The sequence below is a fragment of the Actinobaculum sp. 313 genome (assembly GCF_003073475.1).
In the GTDB taxonomy this organism is placed as follows: Bacteria; Actinomycetota; Actinomycetes; order Actinomycetales; family Actinomycetaceae; genus Asp313.
The window spans coordinates 1652700-1676871 of the sequence record NZ_CP029033.1; the positions used below are offsets into that span (position 1 = coordinate 1652700).

Below are 24172 nucleotides of genomic sequence, written 5' to 3' on the forward strand. Positions count from 1 at the left end.
GCACAACCTAGAAGCCGGAGTCTGTGGGGCGTGGGTACCATCGGCGCATACGCCGCCACTGATTGAATCCGTTCCCTAGACGGTAAATGGTACGGCGCACCGAGCGGTCGGCACTGTACGCGAGTGGGTTGATGGGACGACGCCGCAGACGTGTTCGCCGCACCCTCCTGAGCAATTCCGCGTCACGAACATAGCGTCTATTAGCGAGAAAAGCCGGGACGATACAGAAGATTCCTTCGCGCGTGTTCGTTTGATACGAGGTCTCGAGCCCCCGTAAGTCGCTCAACATCGCAGATGCCAAGTCAACCCCTCCGACTTTCAGATAGTAGTGGCCTCGTCCGATACGCGGATTGAGGTCGAGCCAGCGCGCGGAGCCGTTGCGGGGGTCGACTTTGACATCGAGTGAAAAGAAACCGCGCAGACCAACCGCCTGCACAATACGCTTCGCATCGGCAATGAGGTCATCGCGGCGCTCCAAAAGTATGATTCCGGCGTTTCCGAGGTATTCCGGTTGATGGAGACCGAGAAGAACCCGTCCCGATCCACACGCCGTTATCCGCCCTGTTCGATCTACATAGCCGTTGACAACCCACTGCGTGGTGTCATCCCCGGGTATGAGTTCCTGGACGATCAGGCGCGTACGTATATTGTTGTCATGCCACCGCGTGAACAGCGCCATCGCATCTTCACGCGTACGCGCCACGCTGACCTTCCGTAACCCCTGATTCCAGTTCTCGGCAAGCTCGCTCCCACTCTCGGGTTTGACGACGACGGGGAAAGTCACCTCTGTCAGCCGCTCGGACCACCCTTGCGGATCGCTGAGATCCACCGCAGTGCGCATGGGCACAGAGAGCCGCAATCCGCCGAGCAGGTCCGCCATGGCTTGCTTCGAATTCGCCGTACGCACGGCAGCAGCGGTGGCATACGGCAGAAAATAGCGTTCCTTCAACTCATCACGATGATTGGCCACGAACTCGACATGCTCGTCGGCGTTCACGAGCAGGATCAACTGTTGTGTGGGATGATCGGCGGCTACCTCCTGTAACACGCGCAAGAACTGTGCGTCGTCGTCGAATGTGCCGTGCGGCACCAGAAGAACATCAAGGATACGCGAGTCGTTGATCGGCCCGCGCGGCGCATCGGAAATAACCAGCGAACGTAAACCGGCCGCCTCGTGAAAGATACGCGCAAAACTGTAGGTCGCGATGTCGTAGCCGATGACTACCGGCAGAAGTCGAGAAGCAGATTCTTCCGTACCGATCAATTCCGTACTCCAATCTTCCGCAAGAGTGCGCGGGCGGGGCCCACCAGTGATGCAAGTTCCTCCATGCGCAGGAGTCGCATAAGCCCGAAATACACTGCCACCATGATGGGGGCGACCACCACGATGCGAGCCCCAGCGCCCAGTACTCCGAGCGGAGCGAACACCGGTCCAAACGCGCGCAGTACAAGGTATCCGGCGGTCATGGTGATGACGGTGATAACGAGCAACTTGCCGTAACTGGACCAGACGCGCTGATCATCCATCCCACCCATACGCCCTGAAAGCACATGCATCATGGCAACAAAGGCCATCGTATTAGTGGCGGCCATCACCAGCCCGATCCCGACAACGGTCCACTGTGGCGGCAGCAGCCCGCACAGCCCGAAACCAATCATTCCGAGCACTTGGAAGGGAAGGTTGATCCAGAAGGCACCGCGAGTGTCCTCGAACGCGTAGTAGACACGATCAAGCACCGTTACAGCACCGATTGACACCAGCCCCAAGCACATTGAGACAACGACGCGGGCAAGGGTCACCGCTTCCTGTGGCGTTACGGTGAACGCCAGCAGCCGCGCCAAGGGCACCGCGAGAACGATCATGCCTGCAGCAGAGAGGAAGGTCAGCGTGCCGACCATTCGTAGTGTCTTCGAGGTGTCGACGCGCATGGTATCCATGTCGCCGGAGACCGCTGATCGTGCCAGGCGGGTGAACATGGCGGTTGCAATCGACACGACAATGAGGGATGTGGGAATCGAATAGATTGTGTACGCCGTCGTGTAGGCGTAGTTTCCGGCAACAGTGAGCAAGTCCATACCGGAACTTGCAGCCCGTTCGGATGCGCCTGCGGCGACATTGGAGACGATAATCGTGGGAACCATGCCGGTTATCATCATGAGAAGCATCCACCACGACGCACGGCCCGCCGTGCCAAGCCCGGAACCTCGCCAGGCGAAATCGGGGCGATAACGGATACCGATACGGTGCATCGGCCAAAGCAGGATCAGGGCCTGAGCCGCGATACCGACTGTGGAGAAACCACCCAGCATTGCGACACGTTCGGCACTCCATCGGGTAACGTCCTGGGCATCCGCCGGTGTAGCACCTCCGAAAACGGCCAGAATCACCGCGAATCCCGCGATTGCCACCACATTGTTAAGCACCGGCGCCCACATGTAGGGGCCGAAGTTCTCACGAGCGTTGAGAATCTGGCCGATCACCGTGTACATGCCGTAAAAGAAGATCTGCGGCAGGCACCAGTACGCGAAGGCCACCGTTAGCCGATACCAGTCATGCGACATTGTCGCAGCAAAGAGCTTCACCACTAGCGGTGCGGCGAGAGTAAGAAGGAGGGTGACGCCGCCGAGGAAGACGATGGCGATTGTCAACAGTTTATTGAGGAAGGCCGCTCCCCATCGCGCGACTCCTTGGTGGCGCGAACAATGGCCGGAACCAATACCGCGTTAACCAAACCGCCGACAACCACCATGTAGATCAGGTTGGGGAGCTTATTGGCAACGTCGAAGGCGTTCGCCGCCGGAGACGTCATGGTCAGGACTGCACCGAGCATCAGCGGTGAACGCACCAGCCCGAGAACACGCGACACGAGCGTGCCGAGGAACATGACGAGAGAGGACCGCGCCGCGCTGCTTCGCCGAGGCTGTGCCTGTGCGGTTGCCGAGGCGGCTGCACGCGGAGCAACGCTGTGCTTAGGCGACCGGTTTGCGGCCTCGGTCCGGGTAGACGCAAACACCGCAAGGCCTTGCTCGCGGAAGTGACGACCCCGCAAAGGAGCGGGAGGCCCAAACAGCATGTCCCCATGGTAGCCCGCCTTTTGCCTGTAAACGCGAGAGGCCCGCCTTGCTCACTGTGCGGTATTTCCCACCACACGCGGGCGGGCAGCGGATCTCATGGCCACTTCGCAGCGGTGTCATTGGCCGCTTTTGGTGTCATGGTGACGTTTTCCAGCGGTGCCCCGGCAGGACTTGAACCCGCGACCGATGGATTATGAGTCCACTGCTCTAACCGGCTGAGCTACAGGGGCATGCCTCGGAAGGCCTTCCCATAATAGCCGATCACACAGGTCCTGATAAATCGCAAGCGGGTCGTCTACATACACTTACTCAACCGGCACACACCTACACCGCGAAAAGAGCGAGGATCCGCAAGAAAATCCATTGTATCTTTCACCTTCACGGACCTTCCCCATGCCTGTTACGCCACTTTTTGCGCGACACCTAAAAAAATGAATCTCATTGAATCAAGGATGAATCTGTGCAAAGCTATGACTACCCCAACTGACAGCTCATCCTGTCAACGGAAGGAATTGCAATACATGTCCGATAACTCAACTAGGTCGACGTCCGAAAAACGCTCAGTACGGCCACAGGTTTTCGTCCCCTCTGTACTCATTGTGGGACTCTTTGTGCTCCTGGCCTTCTTCCGGTCCACACAAACCCATGATGTCATCTCACGCATTCAAACGGTCGTTGTGGAAAATGTCGGCTGGTACTACATTCTGGCGGTCACCGGGTTTGTGATTTTTGCTTTCGTCTTGGCATTCTCCCGGAAAGGTGACACCGTGTTGGGCCCGGATGATTGCGAGCCCGACTACTCACGTATGTCATGGTTTGCCATGCTCTTCGCCGCCGGAATGGGCATCGGTCTTGTGTTCTGGGGCGCGGCTGAGCCACTGTCACATTTCGCCAACCCGAAGCCCGGATTTCAGGATCAGGTCGCCGCAGACGCGACAATCACCAATGAGCTCGGCACGGTCTCCGCTATCGACCAGGCCAAGGCAGGCGAGGCAATGACTACATCGTTCCTCCACTGGGGTTTGCATGCCTGGGCGATCTACGTAGTCCTTGGCCTTGCTATCGCCTATGCCGTCCACCGCAAGGGGCTGCCAGTGTCAATTCGTTGGGCACTGCGACCGGTGTTGGGAGACCGAGTACGCGGTTGGTTGGGTGACGTTATCGACACAATCGCCGTGATAGGCACCATTTTCGGTATTGCCACATCGCTGGGATTCGGTGTGAAACAAGTAGCCGCCGGTTTTGACTTTCTCGCCGACTGGAAGGTGACCGGCGGGACGCTCGTCCTGCTTGTTGTCGTCATTTCCGGCTTGGCCGCCATCTCTGTAGCAACGGGATTGGACGGCGGCATCAAGTTCCTTTCGAACACCAATCTCATCCTTGCCGCCATCCTTGTCACCTTGGTCTTCATTCTTGGACCCACCCTCTTCCTTGCCAATGAGTTCGTCGCAGACATCGGAAATTATTTTCAAGGCCTGATCCAGGAATCTTTCGAAACACTCCCCTTCGCCGGTCGCGCCGGAACCGACTGGCTCTCAGACTGGACCGTGTACTACTGGGGCTGGTGGATGAGTTGGTCGCCGTTCGTCGGTATTTTCATCGCCCGTATTTCTCGCGGTCGCACCGTGCGCGAGTTTATCCTCGGTGTGCTCATGGTGCCCACCTTGGTCACCTTCATTTGGTTTGCGATCCTGGGTGGAAACGGACTCTACCAGCAGATGTTCGGCGCTTCGAATCTCATTGGCCCCGACGGCACCGTTACCGTTGATACGGTCCTCTTCCAAACCTTCGCCAACATGCCCGGAACGACGATTCTCTCCATCCTCGCAATGATCGTCGTCATCATCTTCTTCGTGACCTCGTCGGACTCCGGTTCGTATGTTATGTCGATGATCTGCTCTGGTGGAGATCCGAATCCACGTACCTCCGTACGGCTGACCTTTGCAACACTTTCGGGAGCGATCGCCGCCGTCATGTTGGCACGCGACTCCGACGCCGGTATGTCTGCCCTGCAAACCATCGCCATTCTCATCGGACTGCCATTCTCCGTCATCATGATCGTCATGTGTGTGGCACTGTGGCGGGAACTGGCGAAGGAAGAGAAACTCCGGATGCGGATACAGCGCCGCGAATTCGCCAAGGCGCTCGCTGAGAGGGTATCCGGCGAAGTACGCTCGGATATCTATGCGGAGATCTCCCAGCACACTGCCGCTTCACGCGCACGGCCAATTGAAACGACGGTTGATCTGCGGCGCTTCTTCGAACGCCTCTCCCGTCAATCCAGCCGCAGCGCATTGCCACGATCACGGCGTGGAGCCACAACCAACACACCGCTAAGCACCGCTGGTATTCCGAACGAGATCATCAACAGCACAAGTACAGCGGTAGATCCGACCGAGGCACCCGATCCATCCGATGACGATGGGCGACCATCCTCCACCGCATCGTAAAGCCCGTCGCCCCGGCTCATAGCGCCGAGTATTTCTTCATACGCTCCGGTTCCGCAACGATCAGTTCCGAAGCAGTGTGCAGCGCGGTGGAAGCAGACTCGAGGTTACTCAATCTGTTCGTCGCAGGCTCTGCGCTGCCCTTCTAATTCGATGAGTCGAGCAAATAACTCGCCATGGCGGGGATCGTCGGCAGATGTGCGCTGCAGTTCGGAGCGCAGGTCGGCTATCTGCCGCGTAATACCCTGCCTGATCAGAGACACGGCAATACTCCACACGTACCGCTCCAACCGTTCTGGACGATTCTCCGGCAGCTCCTCCACCGCTAACTGCGAGACTGCTCGCGCGATTACGGGGTCCGCCTGCGCCGCAACCTGCTCAACGAACCACGCGGACGCCTCACGGTCGGCTTGCAGCGGGTCCACGCCGTTGCCCTGCAGCTCCTTGAAACGCTGCAGGTAGCATGCGGTGCCCCCACCGCTCGAATCGCCTCGTGGACGCGCCGATGTGCTGGAACGGTGAAGGTCTGAGACGGAAGCTCATCCATTTGCGCCGACGCGGCATAGCGGGGCAGCTGCAGATAGACCTCCAGTGCTTCCCGCTCAATCCGCTCGACCGGATCACGCAGACTCGCACGTGGGGCAAGCGGCGGCCCGGATGCGGCTTCCGGTTTGGGAGTGTTCGATTTGGCACGCCGTGGCTCCGATGCCACCTGCCGCCCTGCATGCTGAACCGCCTGCCGAACCGTTGTTTCATCCATACCGAGCCACCCGGCGAGTTGCCGGGTGTACTCGCCACGCAGAACCCGATCACGGATTGAGGCCACCATGGGCGCCGATGCGCGCAGTCCCACTGTTCGCCCCTCGGCGGTGCCGAGCGGCACTCCCTTCAACACGGATTGAATCGCGAACTCGAATAGCGGCCGCCGTGACTGAACAATTGCGCGAACTCCTTCATCCCCGTATGCCATGCGAACCTCACACGGGTCCATGCCCTCGGCTGCCACGGCCACGAAAGTCTGGGCTGCGAAGGCCTGGTCTTCCTGAAACGCGCGCAGGGCTGCCTTCTGGCCGGCGGCGTCACCGTCGAAGGTAAAAATGACTTCTCCACCGTAGGCACGCCCTGATGACAGCATCACCCCCGCCGCTGGGTCGGCTCCATCGCCAATCAGGCGACGCACGATCTTAACATGCTCCGCACCGAACGCGGTACCGCAGGTAGCGACGGCACATTCAATACCGGCCAGTTGAGCAGCCATAACATCCGTATATCCTTCGACGACGACGATGCGCCGCTCCCGCGCAATCGCACGCTTGGCCAAATCCAGCCCATACAGCACCTGCGCCTTGTGATAGATCGGAGTCTCCGGTGTGTTGAGATACTTGGGGCCGTTGTCCTCATCACTGAGCTTGCGGGCCCCGAAACCGATCGGTTCGCCGGTGATTGAGGTAATCGGCCACATCAGACGGCCGCGGAAACGGTCGTAGAGACCGCGCGATCCTTGCGCCGTCAACCCGGATGACGCGATCTCCTTTTCACTGAATCCGTGCCCGCGCAGCTGCTTGAGCAACCCATCCCAGGTATCGGGAGAGTACCCGATACTGAAACGCGCCAGGGCATCATCGTCAAAACCACGCGTGGTGAGCAACTGGCGTGCCTTCTCCCCTGCCGGGGTATGCAGCTGGGCGACGTAAAAGTCCACCGCCACGCGATGCGCGTCGATAAGACGCTGCCGGGTGGCTCCACCTTGCTCCCGGCGCTTCCCGCGGCCGTTATCCTCGTAGTGAAGCTCAATGCCCGCCTTGCGTGCGAGCAGCTCAACGGCCTCAACGAAGGAGATATGCTCGATCTGTTCCACGAAGGAGATGACATCGCCTCCCTCACCGCAGCCGAAACAGTGCCAACGGCCAACATGCGGACGCACATGAAATGACGGCGTCTTCTCGTCATGAAAGGGGCACAGTCCGACCTGCGAATCCACGCCTGCCGTGCGGAGTGAAACGTATTGACCGACGACCTCTTCAATACGCGTGCGGGCGCGGACCTCGTCGATGTCCTCCCGTTTGATCAACCCGGGCATGGATCCAGTGTAGTCTGCCCCACCGACACACTTCACCGCGTGTCCCATAGCTCAATCATCGCCGCAGACATTTGTGAAATGTTCCCTTATACCCGTCGAGAGCAAAACGGTATTGGATGTCCTATCCCACCACGCATCGGCGGTGGATTCGCGGCGTTGCGTCACCTGACCCGGGCTCTATCCACGGCCCGTGCCGTCGCGGTGCCGCATTAGTGTCGGAGCATACCGCATAGGCGGGAATGCCACTGCCGCGCCGACTGGTCCGTTAACGATGCCACCTGGTCGACCACCACCCGCAGCCGGGCGTCGTCGTCGGCCCGCTGCCACATCTCATAGAAGTGCGGCTCAAGTTGTGCCGGAGATTCCTGCAGAGCGTCTACAAGGTCGAACAGAAGTGAGCGTTCCTCGAAGTAGCGCGGTTCATGTTCACGCGGCATCATAACGTATTCGACTGCGATGCCCTTCAGAATCATGATCTCGTCCAGAGTGCCCGGAGGGATGACGATGTCGCCTTCATATCGTACGAGCGGGGCACGGCCAGTCGCATCACACACGGCGGAGACGAAGCGCCCGATCAGGTCACTCGTCAGGTCCTTCATTACGGCCAGAGCACGGTATGAACCGGTGAACTCCTCCGGCCATGCCTCCTCGCGCAGCAGGCGTTGCAGGGCGTTATACAGTCGATCCGAGTCGGTGAGACCATACCACTGCTGCGTCGAAGCAATAATCTTAGACTGTTCTGCCGGGATGCGTAGTCGGCCAGGCGAGACAAAGCCACGCACCACGCCGTCTTCGACATCGTGCACCGAATAGGCGATGTCATCTGCCAGATCCATAATCTGCGCTTCGATACAGCGCGCGGTTCCCCGCGTTGAACGTACCCACTCAAAGACCGGCATGTCGTCGTCGTACACGTTGAACTTCGAGGTGCGCAGACCGTCGGCCCCATACGGCCTGTTTTCCGCCGACCAGGGATATTTTACGACGGCGTCCAACGCCGCGCGCGTCAGGTTCAGACCCGCTGGTCGCCCATCCGGTTGCATACGTTTTGGTTCTAGGCTAGTGAGGATCCGGAACGTCTGTGCATTACCCTCGAAACCGCCAACGGAGTGCGCTACCTCGGCCAAGGCTCGCTCACCGTTATGCCCGAAGGGCGGATGGCCAAGGTCATGGCATAAGCAGGCCGTCTCGACGATATCGGGATCGCATCCCAGGTTCTTGCCCAGCGAACGCCCGATCTGGGCGACTTCCAGAGAGTGAGTCAAACGCGTGCGAATGAAGTCGTCGGATTCGGGCCCTAGGACCTGCGTCTTAGCACCGAGCCTGCGTAGCGCAGAGGAATGCAGCACACGGGCACGGTCGCGTTCAAACTCCGTGCGGCTTGGATTCTTACCCGGCTCCGGTACGAAACGTTCCCGGTCGGCAAGACTATACTTCTGGTCCACGTCCTGAGCCTAGCGGCTAGCCCCAGCATTAGCCACTGACACAGGCGTTAACCACCGGATATGTTCAGTTCCGCCAAGTGTAAAGAATTGCGTTGCGCTGGGCTGAGCGTGCGTGATTCCAACCAGCCGTCGGGTAGGTGGGGTCGCCTATAACCTCCGGCACGCCCGCGCGGCCCGTCTGCCGCCTGCGGATAGGGTTGATACAGGTCCAGCTGTTCGAGGCGTTCCTTCACTTCATCCAGCGTTGATACCAACGCCAATTGGCGCCGCGCCTGCCCACCCACGGCGAATCCACGCAGGTACCAACTGATGTGCTTACGAAGCTCGCGCATGGCACGGTACTCGTCACCGTTGAAGTGGGCAATGGAGAGTTCCCCGTGGCGAATGATCGTGTTGGCAACCTCGCGCAAGGAGGGTTCAGCATGAAAGTCGTAGCCGTGGAAATAGGCGGCCAGATCGGTGAAGATCCAGGGGCGGCCCTGGCAGCCACGGCCAATGGCAATGCCCGCGCAGCCGGTGTGCTGCAACAGATGATCGGCGTCTTCTACTCCGAAAACGTCACCATTGCCAAAAACGGGCAATTTGGTCATTGCTACCAGGTCACCGATACGGTCCCAGTTGGCTTGGCCGGCATAATGCTGCGCCGCAGTACGCGCATGCAGAATGATCCCCGCTACACCTGCATCTTCACAGATACGCGCGGCATCGCGGAAGGTCTCATGGTCATTATCGATACCGATGCGGATCTTCACCGTCACCGGTATTTCGCGCCCTCTCGCCGCGACGGCGCTGCGGGCGGCCCGAACCGCCTGGTCGACAATAGCCTCGAAAAGATCGAGTTTCCATGGCAGAGCGGCTCCTCCGCCCTTGCGAGTGACTTTTGGAACCGGACAACCGAAATTGAGGTCAACGTGGTCGGCAAGGTCTTCCTCGGCCAGGGTACGAACCGCGCGTGCCACCACAGCCGGGTCAACACCGTACAGTTGCACCGAGCGAACCGGGTCACCCGGATCGGGACGGATCATATTAAGTGTCTCGGCATTGCCTTCCACCAGGGCGCGCGACGTGATCATCTCGCAGACCCACAGGCCAGCCGGAGCACAAGTGCCGGCAGACAGGCGAGGATCGGCGTCGGTATGCGCGGGCTCGCCATGACCAGCAAGCCGACGCGCAGTAGCAAAAGCTGCATCCACACCGCGCTCTGCTGCTTCACGGCACAGCTGACGGAAGGGCGGATTCGTCACCCCGGCCATCGGTGCAAGAATAACGGGAGTTTCCAGTGCCAGCGACCCTAAACGAACGGTCACAGGTCTGCCTCTTTTTCGCTGATTTCAAGCTGACTCGCAGTATCCGAATCCGCCGCAGCCTCTCGTTCTTTCGTGCCCTTGCGGCCTTCGACGGCCGCCGCATCATTGGGAGTGCCCACGCCTTGCACGCTCTCGCGTTCTGTGCCAGCAGCGCCGTGCGCGTGACCCGTTCCTTTCGCGGTATCCGTCTTTACAGCGCCGCCGGTATTCCCGACGACGCCGTCCCGGTGCCCGGGAGCGATCCGCGCCAGCGAGGCCGCAATCGCCGTCGTGAGCGGTATAGCGAGCACGAGCCCTACTGATGCAACCAGGGTACGGGCAATCTCTTCGGCAATCTGCCCGGCCTGCAGCAGATCCTGCACCGGACGATTAATCAAGGATGCACCGATCAACAGGGGCAACGCGGAACCAACGTAGGCAAAAACCAAGGTGTACACGGTTGAGGCGATATGGTCACGTCCAACAGCCATACCCTGTTGAAAGAGTCTGCGGCGCGAAAGAGATGGGTTGGCAGCATGCAGTTCCCACACGGAGGATACCTGCGTGATAGTGACATCGTTAAGCGCACCCAGCCCGGCAAGAATCATGCCGCATAGCAGCAGCGCCCGCATATTCAGTCCGGGCACCGCGCTGGTCAAGAGTAGCGCTTCGTCACCCAGGGTGCCCGATAACTCCACCGTGCCGACCGACCAGACGGCTAGCAAGGTGGTGATGACGAGACCCGCAAAAGTGCCGAGCACCGCCGTCGTCGTACGAACGGATACGCCGTGCGCCATATACAGGGAGGCGAACATCATTGCCGCCGCGCCGACAAGAATCACTAGCACGGGCGGGCGGCCAATGGCCAGCGCGGGGATCATGAAGGCGCCCACGACGGCTAGCGAGACCCCTAGTCCGAGCAGCGCCCGGATTCCTTTCCCACGCGCCACGAGCGCCACGCAGACCACATATGTCCCCAACAAGAGCAGCAGCGGAGTTGTGCGCACGTAGTCCACGAAGGTGTAGGAGTTGCCCTCCCCAATCGTCCGCGGATCGAAGACGGCACGGATCTCATCTCCCACGTCCAAGCCGTTTTGTACGATCTCCAACGGAACGTGGACGCCGACTTCGACGCCCGACACCTCCATCGTGACCGGGGTCTGCCCACTCTCATCCAGCGTGCCGATGGACACGATTTTCCCGGTCACCTGCTCGACACCCTCCGCATACAGCGGCATTGAGCCCACGGGCGACTCACCGCGCGGCCACAGAACGGCCAGCGCTATGCCCGTGGCAAGAGCCAGTGGGATCACCAGTGCCGCCAGTACCCGGCGGATTGTGCGCAGCTGACCCGGCGGAATGTCGAGTGGTCCCGTGGCGTGAGAGTGGGCGTGAGAGTGGGCACGCCCATCTGCCTGGGAGTATTCCCCGTGCGCCATCAGCAGCCGACCAGTTTGCCCGCCAAATAGGACTCGATGGCGTCGATGGGCAGGCGTACCTGCCCCATCGTGTCACGGTCGCGTACCGTTGCCGCGTGATCCTCCAGGGAGTCGAAGTCAACCGTGATACACCATGGGGTTCCGATCTCATCCTGACGCCGGTAACGACGCCCCACCGCTCCGGCGTCGTCGAAGTCGACGTTCCAGTTGCGCCGCAGCTTGGCGGCGAGTTCGCGGGCAATGGGCGAGAGCCGCTCATCGCGTGACAACGGCAAGACGGCAGCCTTCACGGGGCTAGTCGCGGATCCAGTTTGAGTACTACTCGCTTATCGACGCCGCCCTTGGTATTCGGTGCCTCGTCTTCCACGTAGGCATCCACCAAGAAAGCCATCAGCGAGCGGGTCAGCCCGGCCGCCGGCTCAATCACATACGGGATCCAGCGCTCTCCGGTGGCCTGGTCGAAGTAGGAGAGGTCCTTCCCAGAATGCTTGGAGTGCGTGGAAAGATCGAAATCGGTGCGGTTGGCGATGCCTTCCAACTCTCCCCAATCGGAGCCCTGGAAACCGAACTTGTACTCGATATCGACCGTGCGCTTGGAGTAATGCGACAGCTTCTCCTGCGGATGCTCATAGAAGCGCAAGTTCTCCGGGGCGATACCCAGATCGACATACCACTGACGACGCTGTTCAATCCAGTACTCATGCCATTTCTCATCGGTACCCGGTTCGACGAAGAACTCCATCTCCATCTGCTCAAACTCACGGGTACGGAAGATGAAGTTGCCGGGCGTGATCTCGTTGCGGAAGGACTTTCCGATCTGCCCGATGCCGAAAGGCGGACGCTTACGCGCGGATGTCATGACGTTCTGGAAGTCCACGAAAATGCCCTGCGCAGTTTCGGGACGCAGGTAGTGCAGGCCGGATTCGTCCTCAACCGGTCCGAGATAGGTCTTCAGCATCATGTTGAAATCGCGCGGCTCGGTCCATTGGCCACGTGTGCCGCAGGCCGGGCAGGGCAGGTCTGCGAGCTGCACTGAATCGGGGTCGGCAATGTCTTTACGAGCCGCGTACTCCTCCTGCATTTGATCCACGCGGAAACGCTTGTGGCAGGAGAGGCACTCGGTGAGTGGATCGTTGAACACACCCACATGGCCAGAGGCAACCCAAACCTCTTTCGGCAGAATAATGGAGGAATCCAGGCCGACGACGTCGTCGCGCGACGTAATCATCGCTTTCCACCACTGGCGCTTGATATTGTCCTTCAGTTCGACTCCCAGCGGCCCGTAATCCCAGGCCGAGCGGGTACCGCCGTAGATTTCTCCGCAGGGGTAGACGAAACCTCGGCGCTTGGCGAGGCTAATGACATTGTCGAGTCGCGACGGGGCCTTCTTGGCCATGTGTGTTCTCCTTTCCTCCGCATCTGGATGATGCGGGCCGGGCGCTAGTTTAGCTTAAGTACATGGCCGCGCACAGTTCGGGCGAAAATGCGGGCAGAAGGAGAGGCCCGCCAACACAAGGAGAGGCACAGCAAAGTAACGGGCCTTCGAGTTGAGTGCGCTGTTTGCGGTGGAGTAGATGGTTCCTCCCAAGAAGGAAGGGGAGGTAGGGAGGCGCGCACAACCTGTGCTTGGGTGTTGCAGAGAACGCCCGAATTGCCACCGAAGACTTGCGCAACATGCGGATCCGCATCCGGGCCACGGCTCAGTCACTGTATGCACTCTTTGCCGAATGCGGCTAAAAGTGCTGGTTATTCGGCTATACGGAGTGAGGCCTTGAGTCTTGTGCGAATGCGTCATTGCATGGTATGGGTTATCTGGTTAAGCTAACGGTGATCGTCGCGGTCGGTGTGGTTGCCTTGATTACCGTCTGGAGGTTTTCACTAGGTGGCGGGACGACTACTGCTGACGGACGAGGCACGGCAACAAGCTCGCAGAGAACTTAGATGGAAGGACGCAGAAGGTGTCGGAGTTGAGGGTGGTTTCGTCTAGTGTGGAGGAGGCGGCTTGGGTGGTGGGGAATGCGCGGGATGAGGCGGTGACGGTCAAGCTTGGTGACTCACTGGACGCTGTGGGGTCTGCTATGCCGGGTGGGGATGCGGCGGGCTCGGCGCCTGCGGCGGCCGGGTGGGTGGACGCGACCGCGGGGAAGCTGGCGGAGCTTTGGGCGGGTATCAGGACGCATTGAAGGGCACTGGCCGCCTATACGGCAACTGATCAGAGTACGGACGTGGACTTCACGGCTTTTGATGCACTGGTCGACGAATAGGGCACAACGCGAAGGAGGGGGTGGACGGTCATGATCTGGGACGACGTGCTGGGATGGAACGAGGACGCGTTGGACCCGGCGGTGGATGCGTTGATCCGGATCCGTCAACGTGCCTACACCGTCGGCGAGTACATCCAGAGCATTGACGTGTCCTCCGGCTGGTCGGGTGCCGGAGCAACCGCCGCCCAAGAACGCCGCGATGGCCTAGAGGACTCATCCGAGCTGGTCCTCGGCTTGATTGGTGACCTGATTAGCGGGCTATCCGCCGCTCAGCACGGCGTGGCTGAGGTACGCCTGGCGGTGAGCGAGGCCCTGTCACGGGCAAGTTTCTTTGGTTTCCATATCTCCTCGTCCGGGAACGTGAGTGATCCTTGCGCGCGGGATCCGTCCATGACTCGTGGGGAGAAGGATGAGCGAGAAGCTGCGATGCAGACCACCCAGACCAACGTGTGGGACGCCGTGGACAAGGCGGCAGACGTGGATGCGGCGTTGAAATCCGTGTTGGATGTGGTGGGTCAGGGCAAGGCGTCGCAGGTGGAGGATCTCTCGGACACGCCAGGCCTGGCGGATTCCCCACCAGTGGGCGCCTCCACGCAGGAGGTGGCGGCATGGTGGGACGCGCTCACCGACGCGGAACGCCAACGCATGATCAAGGAGTATCCACGCCAGTTGGGCAACCTGGATGGTATTGATGCCTGGGCACGCAATGAAGCCAACCAGCACAACCTCAACGAGGATCTTGCCGCCGTGGAACGGCGTATAGCGGAGTTGGAAGGACAGTTCAACTACAAGGAACCAAAGCCAGGGGAGCCCAGCGATAATATTTCCTACCAGGATCCGGCACTCGTGACCGAACTCCAAGACTTGGAACGCCAACGCGACGACATACTGTCCATCAAAGACGCCCTCGCGCAGGGTAGCCACACTCAGCTTTTGCTCTACGAACCCGCCACCGGCGGCCCGGGCAACGAACTGACCCACGCCGCCATCGCGGTCGGCAACATGGACACCGCCGACTATGTCGCCACCTACGTACCCGGCATGACCACCACCGCAGCAGACATGCCCGGAATAACGAAAGACATGCGGAACCTGCGGGACATAGCGGAGGAAAACTGCTCCGGTGGGTCTGTCGCGACTATTGCGTGGATGGGGTATGACGCTCCACCGGATGTACCGGCTGCGGCAGGTCTTGGCCGGGCGGAGACCGGTGGAGACTCGCTGGCCGCGTTCGTGGAGGGCATTGAGGACTCCCGCAACGTGGACGGCCAAGGCTCGGGGGTGTATCAGACCGTGCTCGGGCATTCCTACGGGTCAACCACCTCAAGTTATGGCGTGAGCCAGGCCCGTCCCGGCGTGGTGGACGGGTATGCCGTGTTCGGCTCCCCCGGAATAGTCAACGACTCCTGGGACATGAACGTCCCCGAAGACAACCGCTATATGATGGTGTTCAATGACGACCCGCTCTATTACGGTAATGGTCTTGTATGGGGTGAGGAAGGCCTACCACCCGGCAGTGGCCTGCTAGGCAAAGACCCCTTCCTGGATGACGGCTTCACCCACCTGAACCCAAAAGACGCCAACACGACAGTCACCGGGCACTCCGGCTACCTCGTCAACAACAGTAAGGCACAAGAACAACTCGCCAGAGTCGTGGTCGGGACAGCCGGATAACACCATGCGACCACGACAACCCATGCAACGCCTGGCCGGGCTACTACTAGCAGCCCCGCTGGCGTTGAGTGGGTGTGCACTACTCGGAGAAAACACCATGTACGAACGGTCCTACTACGACGGAAACCTCCCCTCCCACCAACGCACCGACATCCAAACCACCCACACCGAACTCACCGGCGCCCTACAACGCGTCCGCAACCGCATCGATGCCGAATACGGACCCCAAAACTGGGAAGCCATACAGACACTCGAAGACAGAGGCACCGCCTATTGCAAGGACGGAGAGAACGAAGGACGAGAAGACGCCCGTAAGCAAGGACGCGCATTTGGTCTTCCGATTGACGACTTCCCGCACTTACTGGACATCGTAATCGAAGAGCTGGCTCCGCTCGGCTTTACCGAAGTGGTCGACATCTCCGACGAGAAAGACCGCTGGGTGAATATTTTCAATACGGAGGACGGCGGCTACGTCACTGTTATGATGCCCGAACCCGCCAGAAACTTCTCACTCCTCTACGCCAGCGGCTGCCGTCCCGAAACCAGCGACTCGAGCACATCCCCGTCGCAGTGATCCACCTCCGGTCATCACTTAGGTGCAGAGTGGTTCAGATGCGAACACGACGGTCACCGGGCACTCCGGCTACCTGGCTAATAACAGTAAGGCACAAGAACAACTCGCCAGAGTCGTGGTCGGGAAAGCCGGATAACACCATGCGACCACGACAACCCATGCAACGCCTGGCAGGGCTACTACTAGCAGCCCCGTTGGCGTTGAGTGGGTGTGCACTACTCGGAGGAAACACCATGTACGAGCGGCCCTACTACGACGGAAACCTCCCCTCCCACCAACGCACGGACGTGCAAACCACCCACACCGGACCGGCCATCACCCTAACCTCATGATTCCTCTCATCCGGCTTCCGCCCAGCTCACCCCAAGTCATGCCACCACAAACACACCCCATGTCAGCCCATCGGTGACCGCCTGCAGATACGTTTGACAGCGGGCACTAGCGAAACTGATAATGATTCTCATGACTCCTTTGTTTCGTTCGCGCTTTATAGCTCTATGCGCCACTCTGGCCGTGACGCTCGGAGCAGTCGGCTGCTCCTCCACGAACTCCAGCGACGATGGTACTCTCCATGTATCCGCGTCGTTCTATCCCATCGCCTGGCTCAGCGAGCAAATCGGCGGTGACAGGGTCACCGTCACCAGCGTGACGCCAACCAATGTTGAGCCGCACGATTACGAACTCTCCCCCGCCGATGTCACAGCCTTGAGCAAAGCAGATCTCATCGTGTACGTGGCTGGTTTCCAACCCTCAATGGACGACGCAGTCGACCAGCTCACCGGTCCGAGCGTCGCTGAACTCTCTTCAGTCGCCGACCTGCAAAAGGCGTCCTCAGCCGCGGTGGAAGCCGACGGGAGCACAAGCGAGTCCAACCTGGATCCGCACTTCTGGCTCGATCCGGTGCGAATGCAGGCAGTCGCCGCCGAAATCGAGCGGTCGCTGGCAGAGCAAGACCCTGATAATGCAGCCACATATGAAAAGAACCTTGGCGCACTACAACAAAGACTGACCGCACTCGATTCTGCCTATGAGACGGGGCTTGCCACTTGCGAAAGAGACACGATAGTCACATCCCACGCTGCCTTCAGTTATATGGCGAACCGGTACGGCCTCACCCAAGTCTCCATTTCTGGCATTGACCCTGAATCGGAACCGAGCCCAGCCGATCTAGCTGCGGTGAAGAAGGCCGTTGAAGAAACCGGTACGACCACAATATTCACGGAGTCGCTGGTCTCCCCGAAAACCGCTAACGCGCTCGCGGCCGAAACGGGTACGGAAACCGCTGTTCTTGATCCTATGGAGTCACAACCTCAGGAAGATGACTACCTCGCGGCGATGGAGAGTAATCTCAGTGCGTTGCGAACAGCCTTGAGTTGTCAGTGAATGAGAGCCACCAGTGACTGAAGTACCAGTGAACTCTTCCCACGACCGGGACCTCTACACTGCTATCGCAGTAGAGGATTTATCCGTGGTTCTCGGGCCACGCGTATCCTCTCAGATATCACCTTCACCGTCGCGACGGGTTCCTCCGTCGCGCTTCTCGGCGCGAATGGCTCGGGAAAATCCACCCTCGTCAAGGCTATTCTCGGCGTCGTACCCCCAGCGTCCGGAACGATTAGGATATTCGGCACTCCTCTTTCGTCCCGACGCACCGTTACGTGGCAGAAGATCGGCTACGTACCACAGCGTGTCAGTGCCGCATCCGGTGTACCAGCCACCACCCTGGAGGTCGTCAGATCGGGACTCCTCTCCCCCGGCAGGCTCTGGCTAAGACGCGGACGCAAAGCCAAGGCGCGCGCACTGGAAGCTCTCGATGCGGTTGGGCTAGCAGACCGTGCACGCGACCATGTCCAGGTACTCTCCGGTGGGCAAGCTCAACGCGTCCTCATCGCACGGGCCCTAGTACGTAATCCCGAACTGCTTATTCTGGACGAGCCACTGGCAGGCATTGATCAGGAGTCACGGGAAACGCTTGCGCTTACCCTCTCGCGCCTTCGTGAACAGGGAGTCACTCTGCTCACCGTACTACACCAAATTGGCGAGCTAGCACCCCTCATTGGCCGAGTGATTGAACTCGACAGCGGCAGGATTGTCCGCGATAACCCGTTCTCCCCCACGGAGCATGCTCAGCAGAGCACTGGCGAAGACCACGACCACCACGGACCGGAAGCAGCGGGGCGTCCCCCGCATCACGCACCCGTATTGCGAACGGAAACACGATGATTGAACTCTTGTCCTCCGACCTGATGCAGCGTGCCCTCGTCGTCGCCTTCCTTGTCGGACTGTCCGCTCCCGTTGTCGGCACCTATCTAGTACAGCGTGGTATGGCGCTGATGGGCGACGGGATCGGACACGTGTCGCTCACCGGCGTTGCACTGGGTTGGCTGGTAGCGGGAGCGCTCGGACTCTCCCCTAACGATATTCTCGCCATTCCGGGCGCGATCCTCGCGTCACTCGTAGGTGCCATTCTCATCGAGGTTGTCCGCTCAACCGGTCGCACCGGCGGCGACGTCGCCCTGGCAATGCTCTTCTACGGCGGCATTGCCGGAGGCGTACTCCTCATCCGCATCGCTGGCGGCACAACCACCAATCTGAACAGTTATCTCTTCGGCTCCCTCGCCGTCGTCTCTACGGCCGATGTGCGATACACTGTCGCCCTTGCGATTGTCATCATGACGATTGGCATTGGTCTGCGAGAAGCACTTTTCGCCCTCTCCCATGACGAAGAGTTCGCCCGGGCATCCGGCCTGCCGGTGCAAACCCTCAATGTACTTGTTGCGGTCGTGGCGGCGCTCACGGTCTCCGTGTCCATGCGTGTCGTCGGCGTGCTCCTCGTCTCCGCCATCATGATCGTTCCAGTAGCAATCGCCCAGCTCGTCTCATCGTCCTTCGCACGCACCATGCATATTGCCATGGGTATCGGGGTGACGGCGTGCATTAGCGGCCTTGTCATCACCTACTATGTTCCGGCCTCGCCCGGAGCGACTATTGTCGTTATGCTGATAACCGTATACGCAATTGTCGCACTGGTCCGGGCGACAATGTCGGCAACGGCACGGCGCCGTTCACGGCATCAGCAGGTAGAGGCGATTTCATGACAGAACAACCACGCCGAACGGCGCAGCGGATGGCCATCCAAGAGGAAATGGCACGAATGCCGGGATTCGTCAGCGCGCAGGAACTGCACGGCAGGCTTGTGAACTCAGGGCAAGGAATCGGCCTCGCCACTGTCTATCGCACGCTACAGAGCCTCGCAGATCGGGGAGTACTTGACGTGCTCCGTCGCGACAACGAAACGCTGTACCGGCACTGCGTTTCCGAAGAACACCACCATCACCTCGTGTGTCGGCAATGTGGAGCCACCGTGGAAGTATCCGGCGCCGATGTCGAGGCATGGGCCTTGCGAGTAGCTGCAGAGGCGGGTTTCACAAATATCTCACATACCTTGGAACTGGACGGAATTTGCCGAGACTGCACACGGGCCAATACGGTGCCAACCAGCACCAATGATCCTGCCGAAAAACCCAGCATGCAGAGCAACACACGCACAACAGAAGAGAGAGGCTGACACAATGGACGAAATCCGGGTGCGTCTTCCTATCCGGCTGGGACAGTTCTTAAAACTCGCTTCACTGGCTGACTCGGGTGCACAGGCGCGTGAACTCATCGAAGACGGCGAGATCACCGTCAACGACGTAGTCGAAACTCACCGTGGGCACCGTTTGGCGGACGGCGACGTCGTCGCACTGGACGGCACTACGGTGCGCGTGCGCGGAACCGACAGCTAGCGGCTTGCCTGCGCGCAGGATCAGCTCAGCAAGCAGTTACGCCCGAGCAAAACCCGCAGATCTGAGAACATGCCTGGCCCAGGATGAACATAAAAGGCCCGGTCCACTTGCACAACCGCAGTAGAAGTCGGGCGTCGGATATGCAACCGGACTGGAGCCGAGCCGGGATACGAGCGGAGAATATTTGCCAACGACCCCATAAGCTCCTGCGTACACATCCTCTCCGGGACCTGGAGATCCAATGGCGAATCGGGCAGGAGATCCCCGGAAGGTAAAGAAAGATCCTGCGCGGACAACTGGATCGAACCGTCACGATCCTGCACCCGACAGGTCACCACTGCAACGGCGTCTTGCGTTAGCATCGTTGACACCGCTTGATATGTGGCCGGGAAGAAGTTGATCTCCGCACTTCCGGTGAGATCCTCCAACACCACCGTGGCCCAGAGCTTTCCGTTCTTCTTCGACACCCGCGGTTGCACCGAGGTGATTAGTCCGGCCAGGGTCACACTGGCGCCGTCGCGGGGATTCTCCTCGTTCATCAGACGAACGATGGTGGTATCTGCAGAACGTTCCAGCACGTGCTCTAGACCAGAAAGTGGATGGTCGGAAACGTACAGGCCGAGCATGTCGCGCTCGTGATCGAGCTTTACCTTCTTATCCCACTCAGGAATATCCGGCACGCTTACTTCCACGCCCCTGCTATGGCAGGGCTGGCGCCTCCGAAGAGATCGAACTGCCCGGCCGCCTCGTTCTTCTTCAGCGCGACGACGGAGTCAACCGCTTCCTCAACCCGCGACAACAGAGCACGGCGCGTGTAGCCAAGTGAATCGAATGCTCCCGCTTTGACGAGGCACTCGATGGCACGCTTATTGCAGACCTGCAACGGAACCTTGTCAAGGAAGTCCTGGAAGGAGGTGAAGGGTCCCTTCTCTTCACGCGCCTGTATGATCCCAGCGACGACGTTCTCGCCTACATTGCGCACCGCGGAGAGTCCGAAGCGAATCTCGTTGCCAACGGCGGAGAAGTTCGAATCCGATTCATTGACATCCGGCACCAGGACCGTGATATCCATGCGGCGGCACTCGCCCAAATACAGTGCGAGTTTGTCCTTGTTGTCCTTCTTCGACGTAAGAACCGCCGCCATGAACTCGACCGGATAGTTGGCCTTGAGGTAGGCCGTCCAGAAGGAAACAACCGCATAGGCAGCCGAGTGAGACTTATTAAAGGCGTACTGGGCGAAAGGCACCAACACACCCCACAGCGTGTCGATGCACTCGCGAGAGTACCCCTTCTCCAACATGCCCTGCGAGAAGGACTCGAACTGCTTATTCAGCACATCGATCTTCTTTTTGCCCATGGCCTTACGCAGCGTATCCGCCTGCCCCATGGTGAAGCCAGCCACCACACGCGCGATCTCCATGACCTGCTCCTGATAGACAATCAGGCCATAAGTGGGAGCCAGAATGTCCCGTAGTTGCTCCTCTAACTCCGGGTGAATAGGCTCAATCTTCTGCAAGCCATTCTTGCGCAGAGCGTAGTTGGTATGGGAATTCATGCCCATAGGACCGGGGCGGTACAGGGCAGACACAGCCGAAATATCTTCGAAGTCCGTCGGCCGCATCTGCTTAAGCAGCGTCCGCATGCCAGCACCATCAAGCTGGAACACCCCGAGGGTGTCCGCCCGGCTAAGCAGGGCGAAAGTTGCCGGATCGTCCAGTTCTACCTTCTCGATATCAAGCGGTTCCTTATTGTTCGCCGCGATGTTGTGGAGGGCATCATCGATCGTTGTTAAATTTGATAGTCCGAGAAAGTCCATCTTGAGGATGCCCAGTTCCTCACATTGTGGATACTCGAATTGGGTGATGACGGCGCCGTCTGCCGGACGCTTCATCACCGGGATCACATCGGTGAGAGGCACACTTGACATGAGGACGGCACAGGCGTGTACGCCCCACTGGCGTGTTAGCCCTTCCAGTCCGTGGGCGAGGTCGTAAATCCGCTTTGCCTCGGGATCGGCACCGATTAGTTCTCGAAACTCACCCGCCTCCATATAACGTTCGGAGCTTTGATCGAAGATCTGCCCGAGCGGGATGTCCTTTCCCTGTACCGAGGGAGGCAATGCCTTGGTGAGTTTCTCCCCCATCTCGAATGGATAGCCCAGTACGCGCGAAGCATCCTTGAGTGCCTGCTTCGTCTTAATCGTGCCGAAAGTGACGACCTGCGACACTTTGTCCGCCCCATACTTCTTCTCGACATACTCGATGACTTCACCCCGTCGACGCTCATCGAAGTCAACGTCGATATCCGGCATGGAGATACGTTCCGGGTTCAGAAACCGTTCGAAGAGCAGACCGTGCCGGATGGGATCGAGTTCAGTGATCTGCAGGGCGTATGCAACCATCGATCCTGCACCGGAGCCACGGCCTGGTCCGACCCGAATACCGTGCTCTTTCGCCCAGAGAATATAGTCCGAGACGACTAGGAAGTATCCGGGGAATCCCATCTCAACAATGACCCCAACCTCATAGTCAGCCCGCTTCTGCACGTCTGCGGGAATGGTCTCCCCGTAACGCACATGCAGCCCGCGCTGGACCTCCTTCACGAACCAGGAGGTGATATCTTCACCGGGTGGCACCGGGAACACCGGCATGTAGTTTGCACCCTCGGCAGCGGTCTGGAAGGAGACATCGCAACGCTCCGCAATCATCAGGGTGTTCTCGCAGGCTCCGGGCAGGTCGCCGAAAAGATCCCACATCTCTTGAGAGGAACGCAGGTGGTAGCCCTCTCCGTCAAAGGTGAAACGGTTCGGATCCTGCAGGGTAGAACCCGAGTTGATGCACAGCATCGCATCCTGAATAGCTGCGTCACTGGACTGGACGTAATGCGAATCGTTGGTGGCGATCAGCGGCGCGTCGATCTTACGTGCCAACTCCAGCAAGTCATTGCGGACCTTACGCTCGATGGCGTTGTTGTGGTCCATGATCTCCACAAAGTAGTTCTCACGGCCGAAAATCTCCTGCATGCGTCCGGCTGACTCAAGTGCCTCCTTATGCTGTCCAAGACGCAGCCGGGTCTGCACCTCGCCCGAAGGGCACCCGGCCGTGGCGATGAGACCCTCATGGTAGGTCTCCAGAAGCTCCATGTCCATGCGCGGCCATTTGCCCATCTGTCCTTCGAGAGATGCCCGCGAGTCCAAGCGAAACAGGTTGTGTAGGCCCGTGTTGTTATACGAAAGCAGAGTGAGATGAGTATACGCGCCGCGTGCGGAGACATCGTCGGCACGCTGAGTTTCGTCACCCCACAGCACCCGCTCCGTTCCAAAACGGGAAGTGCCGGGAGTCATGTAGGCCTCGACGCCGATAATCGGCTTGATACCCTCGGCTTTTGCTGCCTTATAGAACTCATAAGCGCCGAAGCAGTAGCCGTGATCCGTGATGGCCACTGCCTCTTGGCCGTGTGCCTTTGCCTCCGCCACAAGTTTCTTGATCTTCGCGGCACCGTCGAGCAACGAGTATTCGGTATGAACATGCAGGTGAGCGAAGTCCTTGGCAACCATGTGCATCAGTCTAGTCCGGCTCGTCGACTCGGTCACCTTTCGCCGCACCGATGCGCAGCGTCTTCTGCATGTCGCGGTGCCAAATCCCCGCGTCAAGATAGCGTTCTCCCGCAAGGAGGCGATAACCACATTTCTCGTAGAAGCCGACGGCCTGTTCCTGAGAGGACAAGGCAATAACGACGCCGTCGCTATCCGCGCAGCGGTCTAGTGCCACGCGTTCCGCGTAACTCATCAAGGCATAACCAATGCCGGTGGCGCGTGCTGCTCTGCGAACTGCAACCCGCCCAATATGGCAGTAACCGGGCTTTTCCGGAAGCACCCGCAATGTCCCCACGTCAACGCCGTCTACGGTGGCGATGAGGTGCACAGTGGAGAGATCGGTGTCTAGGGCATCGATTTCCTCCTCCGGCGGCACATTCTGCTCGTGGACGAACACTTCCATGCGGATGTCCCAGCAACGCCGCAATCCGCTCTCGTCTGTCACAACTTCAACATGTGGGGCGCCTTTGGTCTCTACCATGCGCGTTTCGTCCTCACTCATTCG

The 24172-nt window shown here is 59.5% G+C and carries 18 protein-coding genes, 1 tRNA gene and 3 pseudogenes; 10 read left to right on the plus strand and 12 right to left on the minus strand.

Features of this window, described 5'->3' with window-relative positions:
- Window positions 1–7 precede the first annotated feature (7 nt).
- The 4 genes from DDD63_RS07190 to DDD63_RS07200 form a co-directional block, all read right to left on the minus strand.
- Complete coding sequence (locus tag DDD63_RS07190; protein WP_108715803.1) at window positions 8–1264, minus strand: ATP-grasp domain-containing protein; 1257 nt, start codon at window positions 1262–1264, stop codon at window positions 8–10.
- Window positions 1261–2649: a lipid II flippase MurJ gene (locus DDD63_RS07195; protein WP_240611205.1), complete on the minus strand. Its 1389-nt coding sequence runs from the start codon at window positions 2647–2649 to the stop codon at window positions 1261–1263. The genes DDD63_RS07190 and DDD63_RS07195 overlap by 4 nt, the downstream gene beginning before the upstream one ends.
- Window positions 2646–2885 (minus strand): hypothetical protein, encoded by a 240-nt coding sequence (locus DDD63_RS12880; RefSeq protein ID WP_240611206.1) that lies wholly within the window; start codon window positions 2883–2885, stop codon window positions 2646–2648. Before DDD63_RS12880 ends, DDD63_RS07195 begins: the two co-directional genes overlap by 4 nt.
- Window positions 2886–3231: 346 nt before the next feature.
- Window positions 3232–3306, minus strand: a tRNA-Ile gene (locus DDD63_RS07200).
- A gap of 290 nt (window positions 3307–3596) precedes the next feature.
- On the opposite strand from DDD63_RS07200, the gene DDD63_RS07205 reads away from it, so the two are divergent.
- On the plus strand, window positions 3597–5525 hold the full coding sequence (locus tag DDD63_RS07205; protein WP_108715804.1) for a BCCT family transporter: 1929 nt from the start codon (window positions 3597–3599) through the stop codon (window positions 5523–5525).
- Between the two features lie 104 nt (window positions 5526–5629).
- On the opposite strand, the gene DDD63_RS13370 is transcribed toward DDD63_RS07205, so the two are convergent.
- From DDD63_RS13370 to DDD63_RS07230, 6 genes and pseudogenes are all read right to left on the minus strand, one after another.
- The gene (locus DDD63_RS13370; RefSeq protein WP_346426200.1) at window positions 5630–5947 is read right to left on the minus strand and encodes a hypothetical protein; all 318 of its coding nucleotides are present in this window, start codon (window positions 5945–5947) and stop codon (window positions 5630–5632) included.
- On the minus strand, window positions 5872–7602 hold the full coding sequence (dnaG, locus tag DDD63_RS07210) for a DNA primase (protein WP_346426201.1): 1731 nt from the start codon (window positions 7600–7602) through the stop codon (window positions 5872–5874). Before dnaG ends, DDD63_RS13370 begins: the two co-directional genes overlap by 76 nt.
- Before the next feature lie 209 nt (window positions 7603–7811).
- Entirely contained in the window at window positions 7812–9047 is a 1236-nt protein-coding gene (locus DDD63_RS07215) for a deoxyguanosinetriphosphate triphosphohydrolase (RefSeq protein WP_108715805.1), read from the minus strand.
- Window positions 9048–9094: 47 nt separating this feature from the next.
- Complete coding sequence (gene dusB, locus DDD63_RS07220; protein WP_240611477.1) at window positions 9095–10300, minus strand: tRNA dihydrouridine synthase DusB; 1206 nt, start codon at window positions 10298–10300, stop codon at window positions 9095–9097.
- Between the two features lie 50 nt (window positions 10301–10350).
- Window positions 10351–11772 (minus strand): YibE/F family protein, encoded by a 1422-nt coding sequence (locus DDD63_RS07225; RefSeq protein WP_108715807.1) that lies wholly within the window; start codon window positions 11770–11772, stop codon window positions 10351–10353.
- Window positions 11772–13168 (minus strand): annotated as a pseudogene (locus DDD63_RS07230) (glycine--tRNA ligase). Before DDD63_RS07230 ends, DDD63_RS07225 begins: the two are co-directional and overlap by 1 nt.
- Window positions 13169–13730: 562 nt before the next feature.
- On the opposite strand from DDD63_RS07230, the gene DDD63_RS07235 reads away from it, so the two are divergent.
- The 9 genes and pseudogenes from DDD63_RS07235 to DDD63_RS07270 all read left to right on the plus strand — a co-directional run bounded on the left by DDD63_RS07235 (window position 13731) and on the right by DDD63_RS07270 (window position 20072).
- Window positions 13731–13955, plus strand: a complete 225-nt coding sequence (locus DDD63_RS07235; protein WP_108715808.1) for a hypothetical protein — start codon at window positions 13731–13733, stop codon at window positions 13953–13955.
- Between the two features lie 111 nt (window positions 13956–14066).
- Window positions 14067–15710: an alpha/beta hydrolase gene (locus tag DDD63_RS07240; RefSeq protein ID WP_108715809.1), complete on the plus strand. Its 1644-nt coding sequence runs from the start codon at window positions 14067–14069 to the stop codon at window positions 15708–15710.
- Between the two features lie 4 nt (window positions 15711–15714).
- A complete protein-coding gene (locus DDD63_RS07245; protein ID WP_108715810.1) occupies window positions 15715–16284 on the plus strand; it encodes an LppA family lipoprotein in 570 nt (189 codons plus the stop codon).
- A 38-nt stretch (window positions 16285–16322) separates the two neighbouring features.
- Window positions 16323–16616, plus strand: a complete 294-nt coding sequence (locus tag DDD63_RS12010; RefSeq protein WP_125482461.1) for a hypothetical protein — start codon at window positions 16323–16325, stop codon at window positions 16614–16616.
- 130 nt (window positions 16617–16746) lie between these two features.
- The gene (locus DDD63_RS07250) at window positions 16747–17667 is read left to right on the plus strand and encodes a metal ABC transporter substrate-binding protein (RefSeq protein WP_240611207.1); all 921 of its coding nucleotides are present in this window, start codon (window positions 16747–16749) and stop codon (window positions 17665–17667) included.
- Between the two features lie 13 nt (window positions 17668–17680).
- Window positions 17681–18507 (plus strand): annotated as a pseudogene (locus DDD63_RS07255) (ABC transporter ATP-binding protein).
- Complete coding sequence (locus tag DDD63_RS07260; RefSeq protein ID WP_108715813.1) at window positions 18504–19382, plus strand: metal ABC transporter permease; 879 nt, start codon at window positions 18504–18506, stop codon at window positions 19380–19382. The pseudogene DDD63_RS07255 and the gene DDD63_RS07260 overlap by 4 nt, the downstream one beginning before the upstream one ends.
- On the plus strand, window positions 19379–19852 hold the full coding sequence (locus DDD63_RS07265; protein WP_108715814.1) for a Fur family transcriptional regulator: 474 nt from the start codon (window positions 19379–19381) through the stop codon (window positions 19850–19852). Before DDD63_RS07260 ends, DDD63_RS07265 begins: the two co-directional genes overlap by 4 nt.
- A gap of 4 nt (window positions 19853–19856) precedes the next feature.
- Window positions 19857–20072, plus strand: a complete 216-nt coding sequence (locus tag DDD63_RS07270) for an RNA-binding S4 domain-containing protein (RefSeq protein ID WP_108715815.1) — start codon at window positions 19857–19859, stop codon at window positions 20070–20072.
- 20 nt (window positions 20073–20092) lie between these two features.
- Here DDD63_RS07270 and dnaE read toward each other — a convergent pair.
- Both dnaE and DDD63_RS07280 read right to left on the minus strand, forming a co-directional pair.
- Window positions 20093–23628: pseudogene (dnaE, locus tag DDD63_RS07275) on the minus strand (DNA polymerase III subunit alpha).
- A gap of 10 nt (window positions 23629–23638) precedes the next feature.
- Complete coding sequence (locus DDD63_RS07280; protein ID WP_108715816.1) at window positions 23639–24169, minus strand: GNAT family N-acetyltransferase; 531 nt, start codon at window positions 24167–24169, stop codon at window positions 23639–23641.
- Between the last annotated feature and the right edge of the window lie 3 nt (window positions 24170–24172).

What these genes read in the sequence shown, in the direction of transcription:
- DDD63_RS07245 (WP_108715810.1), top strand. Translation starts at nt 15,715, where the DNA reads ATGCGACCACGACAACCCATGCAACGCCTGGCCGGGCTACTACTAGCA.
- DDD63_RS07260 (WP_108715813.1), top strand. Translation starts at nt 18,504, where the DNA reads ATGATTGAACTCTTGTCCTCCGACCTGATGCAGCGTGCCCTCGTCGTC.
- DDD63_RS07265 (WP_108715814.1), top strand. Translation starts at nt 19,379, where the DNA reads ATGACAGAACAACCACGCCGAACGGCGCAGCGGATGGCCATCCAAGAG.
- dnaG (WP_346426201.1), bottom strand. Translation starts at nt 7,602, where the DNA reads ATGCCCGGGTTGATCAAACGGGAGGACATCGACGAGGTCCGCGCCCGC.
- DDD63_RS12010 (WP_125482461.1), top strand. Translation starts at nt 16,323, where the DNA reads ATGCGAACACGACGGTCACCGGGCACTCCGGCTACCTGGCTAATAACA.
- DDD63_RS12880 (WP_240611206.1), bottom strand. Translation starts at nt 2,885, where the DNA reads ATGTTCCTCGGCACGCTCGTGTCGCGTGTTCTCGGGCTGGTGCGTTCA.
- DDD63_RS07270 (WP_108715815.1), top strand. Translation starts at nt 19,857, where the DNA reads ATGGACGAAATCCGGGTGCGTCTTCCTATCCGGCTGGGACAGTTCTTA.
- DDD63_RS07225 (WP_108715807.1), bottom strand. Translation starts at nt 11,772, where the DNA reads ATGGCGCACGGGGAATACTCCCAGGCAGATGGGCGTGCCCACTCTCAC.
- DDD63_RS07240 (WP_108715809.1), top strand. Translation starts at nt 14,067, where the DNA reads ATGATCTGGGACGACGTGCTGGGATGGAACGAGGACGCGTTGGACCCG.
- DDD63_RS07205 (WP_108715804.1), top strand. Translation starts at nt 3,597, where the DNA reads ATGTCCGATAACTCAACTAGGTCGACGTCCGAAAAACGCTCAGTACGG.
- DDD63_RS07280 (WP_108715816.1), bottom strand. Translation starts at nt 24,169, where the DNA reads ATGAGTGAGGACGAAACGCGCATGGTAGAGACCAAAGGCGCCCCACAT.
- dusB (WP_240611477.1), bottom strand. Translation starts at nt 10,300, where the DNA reads ATGGCCGGGGTGACGAATCCGCCCTTCCGTCAGCTGTGCCGTGAAGCA.
- DDD63_RS07250 (WP_240611207.1), top strand. Translation starts at nt 16,747, where the DNA reads ATGACTCCTTTGTTTCGTTCGCGCTTTATAGCTCTATGCGCCACTCTG.